Origin of the sequence: Rhodopseudomonas sp. (genome assembly GCF_013377015.1) — a bacterium.
In the GTDB taxonomy this organism is placed as follows: domain Bacteria; phylum Pseudomonadota; class Alphaproteobacteria; order Rhizobiales; family Xanthobacteraceae; genus JARJEH01.
On record NZ_JACABA010000001.1, the window covers coordinates 63,468 to 76,689 of the forward strand.

A 13,222-nucleotide genomic window follows, 5' to 3' on the forward strand; every position below is an offset into this window, starting at 1 on the left:
TGGCGCGCAGCGCCGGCCGAAAACGAAGCAATCCAGGGCTGCAAGCGAAGACTGGATTGCTTCGTCGCAAGTGCTCCTCGCAATGACGATCTCTCACGCTTACACCAACTCGAAAGGCAATCATGGACCTGCATCTGCGCGGCAAGCGCGTCCTGATCACCGGCGCCTCGAAGGGCATCGGCGCGGCCGCGGCCGAAGCCTTTGCCGAGGAAGGCTGCCACCTGGGACTCGCCGCCCGCAACGTCGAGCAGATGAACGCGCTGGCCGAGCGGCTGCGCTCCAATCACCAGATCGGCGTCAAGGTCCACGGCGTCGACCTGCGCAAGCCCGACGATCTGGCGCGGCTCGCGGCGGACGCCGCTGACATCGACATCCTGATCAACAATGCCGGCGATATTCCGGGCGGCTCGATCGACAAGGTCGAGGAGGCCGCCTGGCGCCACGCCTGGGACCTCAAGGTATTCGGCTTCATCAACCTGACGCGGCTGGTCTATGCGGGGATGAAGGCACGCGGCGGCGGCGTCATCATCAACGACATCGGCGCCGCCGGCGAGAAATTCGACGCCAATTACATCTGCGGCTCCGCCGGCAACGCCGCCTTGATGGCGTTCACGCGTTCGCTCGGCAGCAAGAGTCTCGCCGACAACATCCGCGTGGTCGGCATCAACCCCGGCCCGGTCGGCACCGAGCGCCATGTCACGCTGATGAAGACCCGCGCCAAGCACCAGCTCGGCGATGAGAACCGCTACCGTGAATTGCAGCAGGGCCTTCCGCTGGGGCGGCCCGCGCATGCGCGCGAGATCGGCGACCTGATGGCGTATCTCGCCTCCGACCGCTCCGGCTACACCTCGGGCGTGATCTTCACGGTCGATGGCGGAATCAGCGCGGGTTGGTCGAACTGACCTTGAAGGTTGACGAAACATCTTGATCCAACGCAACAACGCGGCGCGGTCGCAAGGCGTATCAGTAAACGACCTATTCTCATCGAAGAAGACCGTGGCCATGGCAACAGCGTCCGTCGACAAGCAATCCGTTGATCCCCTCCCTGGCCCGCCTTCGATCCCGCATTTGAGCAAGGACTTCATCTGGGGCGTCTCCACCTCGAGCTTCCAGATCGAGGGCGCCACGCAGGAAGACGGCCGCGGACTCAGCATCTGGGACAGCTATGGCCGGACCGGCCAGGTCCGGAACAACGACACCGGCGACATCGCCTGCGACCACTATCACCGCTACAAGGAAGACGTCGCGCTGATGCGCACGCTCGGCATTCAGGCCTACCGGTTCTCGGTGGCGTGGCCGCGGGTGTTGCCGAACGGCACCGGCGCCGTCAACGAAGCGGGCCTCGCGTTCTACGACCGGCTGATCGATGAATTGCTGGCATCAGACATCGAGCCGTGGCTGTGCCTGTATCATTGGGATCTGCCGCAGGCGCTGGAAGATCGCGGCGGCTGGATGAATCGCGAGTCGGTTGCCTGGTTCACCGACTATGCCACGCTGATCGGCAAGCGCTACGGCCGCCGGGTCAAGCGTTTCGCCACCTTCAACGAGCCGGCGATCTTCAGCCTGTTCAGCCGCTCCTTCGGCACGCGCGACCGCAGTGCCGACGACAAGCTGAACCGCTGGATCCACCACGTCAATCTCGCCCACGGCGCGGCGGTGGACGCGCTGCGCGCGCAGGCGCCGGGGGCACTGATCGGCTGCATCCACAACTATCAGCCGATCATTCCCTCGAGCGCGAGCGAGGCCGACGTCAAGGCCGCGGCGCTGGTCGACGCCTACTGGAACCAGGCTTATCCCGATCCGCAATATCTCGGCGAATATCCGCAAGCGATCCGCGCCGGAATCGAGCCGCATATGCAGCCCGGCGATCTGGCGCGGATTCACCGCCCGCTCGACTGGTTCGGGCTCAATCATTACAGCCCCGTCTATATCAATTCCGATCCGTCGGCGCTGATCGGGATGGGCTGGGGGCCAAAGCCCGCCGAAATTCCGCGCACGCCGATCGACTGGACCATCGAGCCGGACGCGTTCCGCGACACCCTGCTCACGGTCAGCAAGCGCTATGGGCTACCGGTCTATGTCACGGAAAACGGCTACGGCAGGGGTGATGACGAAAAGCCGGATGAGATCGGCGCGGTGGCTGATCCCGGACGGGTCGATTTTCTGCGCTCCTATATCTCGGCGCTCGATGCCGCGGTCGCCGCCGGCGCCGATGTGCGCGGCTATTTCGTCTGGTCGTTGCTCGACAATTTCGAATGGGATTCCGGCTACAGCGTGCGGTTCGGGCTGACCTATATCGACTACAAGACCCAGCGCCGGATTCCGAAATCCTCGTTCAAATGGTACGCCGATGTCATCAGGCTGGCGCGCGGGCTGACGCCTGCGGCCTAGCGCTCCGCCGCGCCGCGCGCACCCTCGCGCGGCTTCGCCGGGATGGCATCAGGCATGTCGTCGATCGCGGCCAGCAACGCCGACACCCGGTTCGCGGAGGAGCGCCAATCGGCAAGCCGCTGATAGTTGTCGACCAGCCAGTTGATCGCGCCCTGCACGGTGACGAACGCCGCGGCGCTCTGGGTGACTTCGCCGAGCGACATCGCCCCGCTGATATATTTCGGGAAACAGAGAAAATACGCGACGACCGGCGCGAACAGAAAATTGGCGTGCGATACCAGCGTGGTGTTGGCCAATTGCCAGCCCAGGTCGCGCCACGACCGCAGCACGCCGCCAAGATGGACCAGCAGGTCGCCCTTGTCCGCGAGCGCCCCGTCGGCGGTCTCGGCGCGACCGCCGCGCATGATCTCGGCGGCGGCACGGAATTCGGCCTCCGCCTGGTTGCGCGATTCGATGATGCCGATCAGGCGGCGGCCGAACACCAACATCAGCACCGTCATCACGCTCGAATAGGTGATGACGCCGAGCACCAGATAGCCGGGGATCGACAGGCTGTGGCCCAGCACCTCGACGTCGATGCTGCCGCCGACGCTCCACAATACGCCGAAGAACGTCACCGATATCAATCCGGACGATATGAAGGCGAGGATCAGATCGACAGGGGCGTCGGTTGCAATCCTGACATCCTCGGCCAAACGATATTCCGGATTCTCGGCTCCTTCGTCGCTGCCGTCGATCGGCATGTCGTGGTTCTTGCTGGACCAAGCGTGAAGGATATCGCGCGTGATCGCTTCGCGCCATTTGCGTTGCCCGGTCATCCGGCCCCACACCGAGGTGGCGGCGAGAATGATGCTGGCGCAGGCCAGCCCTACGAACACTTTGGCCTGGGTCCAGAGTTCGGCTGCGTCGCGTCGCTCCAGCGCGTCGAAGAAATGCCGGTTCCAGAGGTTCAGATAGAACTGCACCAGCAGTTGCAGCAGCATCACGCCCAGCAGCAGTACGATCAGCGCTGTGACCGACAGCACGCCCTCGAACCAGAAACGTCGGGACAGTCTCCAGAACCGCGCCAGACTGCGACCGTTCGACCCGTTGGATGGCGACAGACTCATTGTGCGATTTAAATCCCGAATCGTTGGTCTGTGAAGCGAACCGATTTACCCCCGCCTCCGGGCAGGGCATGCTACCGCGCCGAGCGGATGGCAAGCGGGATAATGGGTGGAGGCGGCGGGTGGCGGCACAACAGGACCTGATTAAAGCAACGGCTTGCGCGGTGGTCGACAGGCTGAACGCGGGCGAAATCACGCCGCTCGACCTGCTCGACGCGCTGGAGGCCAGAATCGCCGAGGTCGACGGCGCCGTCAACGCGCTGCCGACGCGGTGCTTCGTGCGCGCCCGCAAGCACGCCGCCGAACTGATGAAGAAGCCGCTGGGCCAGCGCGGTGTGCTGGCAGGGATGCCGGTACCGATCAAGGATTTGACCGCGGTGGCCGGGGTGCTGACCACGCAGGGTTCGCCAATCTACAAGGACGCGATCCCGGCGCGCTCGGACCTGATGGTCGAGCATCTCGAAGCCAACGGCGCGCTGATCTATGCGAAATCGAACACCCCCGAATTCGGTGCCGGTGCCAACACCTTCAACGAGGTGTTCGGCTTCACCCGCAATCCTTGGGACACGTCGCGCTCGGCGGCCGGATCGTCGGGCGGCGCGGCAGTGGCGCTTGCCACCGGCACGGCCTGGCTGGCGCACGGCTCAGACATGGGCGGCTCGTTGCGCAATCCGGCGAGCTTCTGCGGCATCGTCGGCCTGCGGCCGAGCATCGGCCGGGTCGCGCATACGCCGGTGGCGAAGATCGATCGCAACCTCGGCGTGCAGGGTCCGATGGCGCGCAACGTCGAGGATGTGGCGCTGCTGCTCGATGCGATGAGCGGCGAGCACGCCGCAGATCCGCTGTCGCTGCCGCGGCCCGCGACCTCGTTTCTCGCCGCGGCGCGGTCGCGGCAGCGCCCGCTGCGCGTGGCCTATTCGCCGGACCTCGGTATCACCCCGGTCGATCCGGAAGTCGCCGCCATCACCCACAAGGCGGCGATGCGCTTCGCCGAGGCCGGCGTGATCGTCGAGGAAGCCCATCCCGACCTGCGCGAGGCTCACGACTGCTTCCAGGTGCTGCGGGCCTTCGATTTCGCCATCAGCAAGGCGCCGCTGCTGCGCGACAAGCGCGACATGCTGAAGCCGGAAGTGATCTGGAATATCGAACAGGGTCTGAAGCTGACGGTCGACGACCTGGCGCGGGCCGAGGCGCAGCGCGTAGCGATGACGGCGCGCACCGTCGAGTTCTTTCACAGCTACGATCTGTTGCTGTGTCCCGCGACCATCGTTCCGCCCTACCCGATCGAGAACCGCTACGTCGCTGAATGCGCGGGGCAGAAGTTCGACAACTACGTCGAATGGCTGGGGATCGTCTACGCGATCACCCTGGTGTGCTGCCCGGCGCTGTCGCTGCCGTGCGGTTTCACCTCCACCGGACTGCCGGTCGGGCTGCAGATGGTGGCGCCGCCGCGCGGGGACGCAAGGCTGCTCGCCGGCGCCGCTGTGCTCGAAGACATTCTCGGCTTGCGCGGCACCACGCCGATCGATCCGAGAACCGCGCCCTGACACGACGCTGGCGGATGGAACTCGCGCTGTGGTAATCTGCGCGCGAGGCGCCGGGCGGTGATTTCGCATGACGGAATTGCAACGCTCGATCGCGGGACACGATCCGTCAGACAAGGCGGGCGCGCAGGTAGAGGAACGTTGAATGTCTGGAACCATCAAGATTCATGTCGATCAGGACAAATGCCAGGGCCACGCGCGCTGCAAGGCGCTGGCGCCCAAGCTGTTCGAGCTCGATGAATTCGGCAATGCCCACGAGATCGGTGACGGCACGGTGCCCGCCGACCTGATCGAACAGGCCTGGCTCGCCAAGGCGAATTGTCCAGAAGTCGCGATCGAGATCGTCGAGGACTAAAGCCGGATCGAACTTCCATTGACCTGGCGGCGGCGCCAATGCCCGTGCCAAAACTATGACCAGAGGAAACGCCCGCATGACCGAGCCAAGGCCCGTCACCGATTGGATTCACGACTTCGACCACACCGATCCGCGCTGGACCGAGAACCCGTATCCGATCTGGGACGAATTGCGTTCCGCGTCGCCGGTGGTTCACACCGACCGCTTTCTCGGAGTCTATATGCCGACCACGTTCGAGGCGGTGAAGGAAATCTCCTACGATACCGATCACTTCTCGTCCCGCCGCATCATCGTTCGCAACGAGCGGCCCGAAGTCGTACAGCCGGCGCCGCCGATCACCTCCGATCCGCCCGAGCACAAGCCGGCGAAGCGGCTGCTGCTGCCGCCATTCACGCCTGACGCGGTGCGCCTGCTCGAGCCCAGGGTCCGGGCGATCTGCAACGAACTGATCGACGACTTCATCGAGGACGACGGCTGCGACGCCGCGGCGCAATACACTAAACACATTCCGGTGCGCGCGATCGCCCACATGCTCGGAATCCCCGAGCAGGACAGCGACCTGTTCATCAAGTGGATCCACGAGGTGCTCGAACTCGGGATCACCGACACCGCCACCCTGATGCGGGCGGTGGAAGAGATGAGCATCTATTTCATCGGCCACATCGCCAAACGCAAGCAGCACCCGACCGACGACCTGATCAGTTCGCTGATGAACGCGCGCGACAAGAACGGCCAGCCGCTGTCCGACCCCCATGTGCTCGGCTCGCTGCGGCTGCTGCTGATCGCCGGCATCGATACCACCTGGAGCGCGATCGGCGCGTCGCTGTGGCATCTGGCGAAAACCCCGGCCGACCGCGACCGGCTGCTGGCGGAGCCGGAATTGCTGCCGACCGCGATCGAGGAATTTCTGCGCGCCTATGCGCCGGTGACGATGGCGCGCGAGGTGATGAAGGAGACCGTGATCAGCGGCTGCCCGGTGAAGCCCGGCAACATGGTGCTGCTGTCGTTCCCCGCCGCCAACCGCGATCCGTCGGTGTTTCCCGACGCCGACCAGGTCAAGATCGACCGCAAGGAAAATCCGCATGTCGCGTTCGGGCTCGGCATCCACCGTTGCGTCGGCTCTAATCTGGCGCGGATGGAGATGACGGTGGCGATCGAGGAATGGCTGAAGCGGGTTCCGGATTTCCGATTGGATACTTCGCAGAAAGTCAAATGGTCGGAAGGCACCGTTCGCGGCCCGCGGCAGTTGCCGATCCTGTTCGGCAAGCCGAGCTGACCGGTTGCCGCGCGCGCGATCCCGCGCAGAAGTGATCGCCGGCGATAGCGGCGACGCCGTTCGATATGCCACATTCCGGCGGACCACACCGTCCGCAGGGAGCGAGCGATCATGACCGACGAGGCCGCGCCGCCAGCCGATTCCAAGCTCACCCGCAGCAAACAGCGCTGGGCACGCGAGGGCAAATTCCTCACCGGCGAGATCGCGCGGCCGGAGGCGCAGCGGCTGCCGCCCGGACAGCATCTGACCCGCGACTGGCCGGTGCTCGACCTCGGCCTATCGCCGCAGATCTCTCGCGAACGCTGGCGGCTCGACGTCTATGGCTCGGTCGCCAATCCGCTGTTCTGGGATTTCGCCGAGTTCATGGCGCAGCCGCAGACGCAGCTCACTTCTGACATCCATTGCGTCACCACCTGGTCGCGCTACGACAATCAGTGGGAGGGGCTGACGACCCGCGATCTGCTGGAAGCCTGTCAGCCGCATCACCAGGCGCGCTGCGTGCTGCTGCATTCGCACGATGGCTACACCACTAATCTTGCGCTGGAGGATTTCGCCGCCGAGGACGCGCTGCTGGCGCACAGTTGGTCCGGCGCACCCTTGGAGCAAGAGCACGGCGGCCCGGTGCGGCTGGTGGTGCCGCAGCTGTATTTCTGGAAGAACGCGAAGTGGCTGCAATCGATCGAGTTCCTCGATGTCGATCAACCTGGCTATTGGGAGGTGCGCGGCTATCACAACCGCGGCGACCCGTGGCAGGAGCAGCGATATTCGGGGGATTGAGATGCGGCGTCACCGTCCGCGAGACCGCGCCCTCATTTCTGAGATCAGCATGGTCACGTGCGTTGCGGATTGACGCCGCGCCGCGGCAGGCGCGATAGTGCAAGAAAGGGAGATCTGCATGCCGGCAGTGGCGCGCGTCGATCCGAAAACGATTTTCTCCACGGAGGAATGGGCTCGGCTGACCAGCCGCAGTTCCGCACGCGGCATCTGGCTGGTGGTGCATGCCTGGGGCACCATCGCGGCGGCGATCGCGCTGGTGACGCTGTGGCCGAATCCACTGACCTGGCTGGTCGCCGTGATGATCGTCGGCACCAGGCAGCTCGGCCTGGCGATCCTGATGCACGAAGCCGCCCATGGCGGGCTACATCGCAACCAGGCGATCAACGAATGGATCTGACAATGGCTGTGCGCGGTGCCGGTCGGCGCCGACCTGGCCAGCTATCGCTCCTATCATCTACAGCATCACAAATTCACCCAGCAGCCGGAAGACCCTGACCTGTCATTGTCGGCGCCGTTTCCGATCAGCAAGGACAGCTTCACCCGCAAAGCGATCCGCGATCTGACCGGGCAAACCTTCGTCAAGCAGCGGCTGCCGCAGTTTCTGTCGCTGTTCCAGCGCCAACGCGCCGATGGCGAGGTCTCACACGAGAGTTTCGTCGCCAGCGGCGCCGACAAGATGGCGCGCTTCCTTGGCTTCAACGTCGCGTTGTTCGCGCTGCTCTGGCTGTGCGGCGCAGGCGTCTGGTTCTTCGCGGTCTGGGTGGTGGCGATGGCCAGCTGGCTACCGCTGGTGACGCGGGTGCGCAACATCGCCGAACACGCCTGCACCTCGACCGGCCCCGACCCGTTCAGCCACGCTCGCACCACGCTGGCGTCGCCGCTGGAGCGCTTGTTAGTCGCGCCGTATTGGGTGAATTATCACGCCGAACATCATTTGTTCATGTACCTGCCATGCTACAATCTGCCGGAGGCGCATCGGCTGCTGCGCGACAAGGCACTGCTCGCGCGGGTCGAGGTCAGCCCGGGATATCTCGACGTGCTGAGGCTGGCGACGACGCGGCCTTAAGAGTGCCATCATTCCTGGGCGCGAGCAGCAAAGTTGCGCGCGAACTCGGGATCTTGCGGCTGCGACGCAGCGCTACAGGTGCCCAGTGCTGGATTCCGGGCTCGCTCGGCCCGCGGCCTCGCGCCCGGGAATGACACTGGAAGGCGATGGTGCGGAACGAGCCTGCCTACTACACCGGCCTCAAGATCACCCGGTCGCGCGAGGAGTCGGCGACCCCCAGATAGGCCGCCTTGGCCTGCTGCAGCGGATAGACCGCCGCCGGATTGATCGGGAACGGCCTGAGGTGACCGTCGGCAAAACCCGGCCCCAATTCGCGCAGCACATCGCCGGTGGCGACTGACGAGAACGCCAGCGTGTCGATACCGACATAGGTGTGCTGGCCGCGATAGAATTCGAGAATGTTGAATTGCACGATGCGGTCGACCGCCGCGATCAGGATCTGGCGGCCGCGCAGCGCCAGCGATTTGTGCGCGGCCTGGAAATACGGATCGCCGACGGTGTTGAACACGATGTCGGCGCCCTTGCCGTCGGTCAGCTCGCGCACGCGCGCTGCGACGTCGATCGCGGAGGCGTCGATCACATCGACAGCCGCGCTGGCATGGCCCGCATAGGGTTCGTTCTTGCGCACCACCCCGATCACCCGCGCGCCGCGCCAGGTCGCGATCTGCGTCGCTGCTTGGCCGACCTTGCCGTTGACGCCCATCACCAGCACCACCTCACCCGGCACCGGCATCCCGGCGCGTCGCAGCCCTTCGGTCGCGGTGACGAACGGCACGCCAATTCCGGCGGCCTCCTCCCACGATATTCCGGCCGGCTTCTCCACCAACGCTCCCGCTTCCACGACCAGATGGCTGGCGTGGGTGCCGTCGCGCCGAATCCCGAGATCGCCGGAGGAGCCGAACACGTCGCGGCCGATCCACGCGGCGGGGCCGTCGATCACGCGGCCCGCAAAGTCGCGGCCCGGCGTGCGCGGAAACACCGCATAGGGCATCAGCCCGGTGGCGGCCTTGACGTCGGATGGGTTCACCGCAGCCGCCCTCACCTCGATCAGCACGTCGCCGGCGCAGCCGCGCTTCAGCGTCAGTCGCTCGATCGCGGGCGCGAGCGACGCCGCATCGGCGGCCTTTTCGCGCAGTCGCACGCAGCGTGCCGCGACCGACATCGCCGGGCCGAAACTCTCGGAAACACTCATGCGTAACCACCTTCAGAAACAATCTGCGCCGCGAGCGCGGCGCGGTCGCCTTCTGCCAGATTTCGCGAACCGAAGCTATGCCGCCCGCGCGCTCATGGTCAGCAAATCGTAGCGCGCCACCGGTTCGTTGTTCTGGTTGAACACCTCGACGTCCCAGCGCACCTCGCCATATTCCGGCTTCCGCGCCGGCGATTTCTGCTTCACCGTCAGTTTCACCCGGATGCTGTCGTCGGGCGACACCGGCTTGAGAAAGCGCAGATTGTCGAGGCCGTAATTCGCCAGCAGCGGCCCTGGAGCGGGATCGACGAACAACCCGGCGGCGAAGGCCAGGATCAGATAGCCGTGGGCTACCCGGCCGGGGAAGAACGGGTTGGCCTTGGCCGCGGCCTCGTCCATGTGGGCATAGAAATTGTCGCCGGTGAATGCGGCGAAGTGCTCGATATCGGCGAGCGTGATCGGCCGGCTCGCAGTCTCGATGCTGTCGCCGATGGCGAGATGATCGTAGTCGCGCTTGAACGGATGCTCCGCCGCGAGCGGCGCCGGCGCGCCCTTGATCCAATATCCGGTCAGCGCCGACAACCGTCCTGGCGACGCCTGGATCGCGGTGCGCTGCATGTAGTGATACACGGCGCGCAAGCCGCCAAGCTCCTCGCCGCCGCCGGCGCGGCCGGGTCCGCCATGCAACAGATTCGGCAAAGGCGAACCGTGCCCGGTGGATTCCGCAGCGCAGTCGCGATCGACGATCAGGACACGGCCGTGCCATGGCGCAATCCCCAGCACCATGGTTTCCGCGACCGCGCGGTCGTAGCTGAACAGCGAGGCGACGAGACTGCCCTCGCCGCGCCGCACCAGCTCGATCGCCTGCTCGAGATCGTCATAAGCGATCACGGTGGCGACCGGCCCGAACGCTTCGGTGTCGTGAATTCGCCGCGCCGTCATCAGGTCTCTTGCACGCAGCAGGATTGGCGACAGATAAGCGCCCGCCTTGCTGTCGATGCCCGCGCCGTCGCATTTTTCCGGATCGCCGAACACGATCTCTGCCTCGCCTTGCAGGACCGCGATCTGCGCCCGCACCGACTCGCGCTGGGCGCGGCTGACCAGCGGCCCCATCGCCTTGTCCTCCTTGCGCGGATCGCCGAGTTTCACCTCGGCCAGCCGCGCCTGCAACGCCGCGATCACCTGGCCTTCAAGCGTCCGCGGAACGATGATGCGGCGGATCGCGGTGCATTTCTGCCCGGCCTTGGCGGTCATCTCGCGCACCACTTCGCGAATGAACAGGTCGAACTCCGGCTCGGCCGGGGTGACGTCTGGCCCGAGGATCGCTGCGTTCAACGAGTCGCGCTCGGCGATGAAGCGAATCGAATGCTTTGAAATGCTCGGATGGCTGCGCAGCTTGTCCGAAGTTTCGATCGAGCCGGTGAACGAAATCACGTCCTGGCCGCCGAGGTGATCCAGCAGATCGCCGGTGCCGCCGCAGATCAGTTGCAGCGCGCCCGCCGGCAAGATGCCGGATTCGTGGATCAGCCGCACCAGCGCTTCGGTGACATAGGCCGTCGCGGTCGCCGGCTTCGCGATCACCGGCACGCCGGCCAGCAGCGCCGGCGCCAGTTTCTCCAGCAAGCCCCAGCACGGGAAATTGAACGCATTGATATGCACGGCGACGCCATGCAGCGGCGACAGGATGTGCTGGCCGACGAAGCTGCCGCGCTTGGAGAGACTCTCGACATCGCCTTCGGTGACGAATTTGGCGCCGGGCAGATCGCGCCGGCCGCGCGAGGCATAGGCCGACAGCGTCATCAGCCCACCGTCGATGTCGATCGCATTGTCGCGCCGGTTGGCGCCGGTGTCGGCGGCCAGCGCGTAGAGCGGTTCCTTGCGCTCGGTCAGATATGCCGCGAGCGCCTTCAGCCTGTCGGCGCGTTTGTGAAACGTGAGCTTGCGCAGCGCCGGGCCGCCGACCTCGCGCGCATGCTTGACCATCGCGGCGAAATCCAGCCCGGCGCTGGAGGCCCGCGCGACGATGACGCCATCGACCGCGCTTGGGATGTCGACGAAACCGCCGGTCGGCTCAATCCAGCGATCCAGCGCAAGGCTCTGCAAGGTGATGGTCATCGATCCCTCCCGTTTCTCTTGTTGCGGTCGCGAGGCGGGATTTGACGCCAGCTTCGGCCGTTGACACGATGGTCGCTTCGGCTAATAATTGACTGACCGATCGTTCAATTCAAGAGGCTTTCGAAAGCCCGAGCGTCAGCCAGGGAGAAAAACGTGGACGAAGTCCTGATCGACGATCGGGGGGCATGGCGCGTGATCACGCTGAATCGTCCCGACCGGCTGAATTCCTTCAACGAGGCGATGCATCGTGCGCTGGCCTTCGCGCTCGACGCCGCCGCCGATCCGGCCTGCCGCGCCGTGCTGCTCACCGGTGCGGGGCGCGGCTTCTGCGCCGGGCAGGATCTCGCCGACGTCACGGTGTCCGATGGCGCTGTGCCCGACCTCGGCGTCACCATCGAGACATTCTACAATCCGCTGATCCGTCGCATCCGCGCACTGCGAAAGCCGGTGGTCTGCGCGGTCAACGGCATCGCCGCCGGCGCCGGCGCCAATATCGCGCTCAGCTGCGACATCGTGCTGGCGGCGCGCTCGGCAAAGTTCATTCAATCGTTCGCCAAGATCGGCCTGGTGCCGGATTCCGGCGGCACCTGGTTCCTGCCGCGGCTGATCGGCGACGCCCGCGCCACGGCGCTGGCGATGCTGGCGGAGCCGATCACCGCCGACACCGCCGAGCAATGGGGCCTGATCTGGCGCGCGGTCGACGACAATCGGCTGATCAACGAGGCCGAAGCCCTCACCCACCGACTGGCCGAGCAGCCGACGCAAGGCTTGGCGCTGATCAAGCAGGCGTTGGCGCAATCCGCCAGCAACACACTCGACGCCCAGCTCGACCTCGAGCGCGATCTGCAACGGCAGGCCGGGCGCACGCCGGACTATGCCGAAGGCGTTGACGCCTTCATCGCCAAGCGGGCGCCGAAATTTTCCGGGAGGCCGGGTTGAACGTGAAGGCACCCTTGTCGCCGGATGATCTGGCGCGCGCCTGCGCCGAGGTGATGTGGCAGGACGACTACGCCAGCAAGGGTCTCGGCATGGAGATCGTCGAGGTCAAGGCGGGCGAAGCCACGCTGGCGATGACCATCACCACCGACATGGTCAACGGCCATGGCATCGCCCATGGCGGCTTCATCTTCACGCTGGCGGATTCGGCGTTCGCCTATGCGTGCAATTCCTACAATGAGCGCACCGTCGCCGCCCACGGCAACATCACCTTCATCCGCCCGAGCAAGCTCGGCGCCAGGCTGATCGCCACCGCGAAGGAGATCTCGCGCAGCGGACGATCCGGCATCTACGACATTCGCGTCACCGCGGGCGGCGTCACCATCGCCGAATTGCGCGGCCATTCCCGCTCGATCGGCGGCACGCTGGTGCCGCCGCAGCCCACCTAAGCACCTGACACAGGACGA

Annotated in this window: 13 protein-coding genes; 10 read left to right on the top strand and 3 right to left on the bottom strand. The window is 65.5% G+C overall.

Annotated elements, in window-relative coordinates; translation table 11 throughout:
* Window positions 1–122 precede the first annotated feature (122 nt).
* Together HXX15_RS00260 and HXX15_RS00265 are read left to right on the top strand one after the other, a co-directional pair.
* A complete protein-coding gene (locus HXX15_RS00260; RefSeq protein WP_296511443.1) occupies window positions 123–902 on the top strand; it encodes an SDR family oxidoreductase in 780 nt (259 codons plus the stop codon).
* Window positions 903–1,002: 100 nt separating this feature from the next.
* On the top strand, window positions 1,003–2,391 hold the full coding sequence (locus HXX15_RS00265; RefSeq protein WP_296511445.1) for a GH1 family beta-glucosidase: 1,389 nt from the start codon (window positions 1,003–1,005) through the stop codon (window positions 2,389–2,391).
* On the opposite strand, the gene HXX15_RS00270 is transcribed toward HXX15_RS00265, so the two are convergent.
* Window positions 2,388–3,500 (bottom strand): SbmA/BacA-like family transporter, encoded by a 1,113-nt coding sequence (locus HXX15_RS00270; RefSeq protein ID WP_296511447.1) that lies wholly within the window; start codon window positions 3,498–3,500, stop codon window positions 2,388–2,390. The two genes, HXX15_RS00265 and HXX15_RS00270, sit on opposite strands and share 4 nt — an antisense overlap.
* A gap of 119 nt (window positions 3,501–3,619) precedes the next feature.
* Between HXX15_RS00270 and HXX15_RS00275 the strand changes: the two genes are divergently transcribed.
* The 6 genes from HXX15_RS00275 to HXX15_RS00300 all read left to right on the top strand — a co-directional run bounded on the left by HXX15_RS00275 (window position 3,620) and on the right by HXX15_RS00300 (window position 8,515).
* Window positions 3,620–5,044: an amidase family protein gene (locus HXX15_RS00275; protein ID WP_296511449.1), complete on the top strand. Its 1,425-nt coding sequence runs from the start codon at window positions 3,620–3,622 to the stop codon at window positions 5,042–5,044.
* 142 nt (window positions 5,045–5,186) lie between these two features.
* Window positions 5,187–5,396 (top strand): ferredoxin, encoded by a 210-nt coding sequence (locus HXX15_RS00280; RefSeq protein ID WP_296511451.1) that lies wholly within the window; start codon window positions 5,187–5,189, stop codon window positions 5,394–5,396.
* 76 nt (window positions 5,397–5,472) lie between these two features.
* Window positions 5,473–6,672: a cytochrome P450 gene (locus HXX15_RS00285; protein ID WP_296511454.1), complete on the top strand. Its 1,200-nt coding sequence runs from the start codon at window positions 5,473–5,475 to the stop codon at window positions 6,670–6,672.
* Window positions 6,673–6,783: 111 nt separating this feature from the next.
* The gene (locus tag HXX15_RS00290; RefSeq protein ID WP_296511456.1) at window positions 6,784–7,449 is read left to right on the top strand and encodes a sulfite oxidase-like oxidoreductase; all 666 of its coding nucleotides are present in this window, start codon (window positions 6,784–6,786) and stop codon (window positions 7,447–7,449) included.
* A 118-nt stretch (window positions 7,450–7,567) separates the two neighbouring features.
* Window positions 7,568–7,846 carry a hypothetical protein gene (locus tag HXX15_RS00295; protein ID WP_296511458.1) on the top strand — a complete coding sequence of 93 codons (279 nt, stop codon included), beginning with the start codon at window positions 7,568–7,570 and terminating at the stop codon, window positions 7,844–7,846.
* Window positions 7,847–7,861: 15 nt separating this feature from the next.
* A complete protein-coding gene (locus HXX15_RS00300) occupies window positions 7,862–8,515 on the top strand; it encodes a fatty acid desaturase (protein ID WP_296511460.1) in 654 nt (217 codons plus the stop codon).
* A 169-nt stretch (window positions 8,516–8,684) separates the two neighbouring features.
* Here HXX15_RS00300 and HXX15_RS00305 read toward each other — a convergent pair whose 3' ends face one another.
* Window positions 8,685–9,707 carry a zinc-binding alcohol dehydrogenase family protein gene (locus HXX15_RS00305; RefSeq protein ID WP_296511462.1) on the bottom strand — a complete coding sequence of 341 codons (1,023 nt, stop codon included), beginning with the start codon at window positions 9,705–9,707 and terminating at the stop codon, window positions 8,685–8,687.
* 75 nt (window positions 9,708–9,782) lie between these two features.
* On the bottom strand, window positions 9,783–11,819 hold the full coding sequence (gene paaZ, locus HXX15_RS00310; RefSeq protein ID WP_296511464.1) for a phenylacetic acid degradation bifunctional protein PaaZ: 2,037 nt from the start codon (window positions 11,817–11,819) through the stop codon (window positions 9,783–9,785).
* A gap of 153 nt (window positions 11,820–11,972) precedes the next feature.
* On the opposite strand from paaZ, the gene paaG reads away from it, so the two are divergent.
* Both paaG and paaI read left to right on the top strand, forming a co-directional pair.
* Window positions 11,973–12,758: a 2-(1,2-epoxy-1,2-dihydrophenyl)acetyl-CoA isomerase PaaG gene (gene paaG / locus HXX15_RS00315; RefSeq protein ID WP_296511465.1), complete on the top strand. Its 786-nt coding sequence runs from the start codon at window positions 11,973–11,975 to the stop codon at window positions 12,756–12,758.
* A complete protein-coding gene (gene paaI / locus HXX15_RS00320) occupies window positions 12,755–13,204 on the top strand; it encodes a hydroxyphenylacetyl-CoA thioesterase PaaI (protein ID WP_296511467.1) in 450 nt (149 codons plus the stop codon). The genes paaG and paaI overlap by 4 nt, the downstream gene beginning before the upstream one ends.
* Window positions 13,205–13,222: the final 18 nt, after the last annotated feature.

Excerpts from the sequence above, each read along its gene's own strand:
- HXX15_RS00270 (WP_296511447.1), bottom strand. The coding sequence starts at position 3,500 with ATGAGTCTGTCGCCATCCAACGGGTCGAACGGTCGCAGTCTGGCGCGG.
- HXX15_RS00280 (WP_296511451.1), top strand. The coding sequence starts at position 5,187 with ATGTCTGGAACCATCAAGATTCATGTCGATCAGGACAAATGCCAGGGC.
- HXX15_RS00305 (WP_296511462.1), bottom strand. The coding sequence starts at position 9,707 with ATGAGTGTTTCCGAGAGTTTCGGCCCGGCGATGTCGGTCGCGGCACGC.
- HXX15_RS00285 (WP_296511454.1), top strand. The coding sequence starts at position 5,473 with ATGACCGAGCCAAGGCCCGTCACCGATTGGATTCACGACTTCGACCAC.
- HXX15_RS00265 (WP_296511445.1), top strand. The coding sequence starts at position 1,003 with ATGGCAACAGCGTCCGTCGACAAGCAATCCGTTGATCCCCTCCCTGGC.
- HXX15_RS00290 (WP_296511456.1), top strand. The coding sequence starts at position 6,784 with ATGACCGACGAGGCCGCGCCGCCAGCCGATTCCAAGCTCACCCGCAGC.
- paaZ (WP_296511464.1), bottom strand. The coding sequence starts at position 11,819 with ATGACCATCACCTTGCAGAGCCTTGCGCTGGATCGCTGGATTGAGCCG.
- HXX15_RS00295 (WP_296511458.1), top strand. The coding sequence starts at position 7,568 with ATGCCGGCAGTGGCGCGCGTCGATCCGAAAACGATTTTCTCCACGGAG.
- HXX15_RS00260 (WP_296511443.1), top strand. The coding sequence starts at position 123 with ATGGACCTGCATCTGCGCGGCAAGCGCGTCCTGATCACCGGCGCCTCG.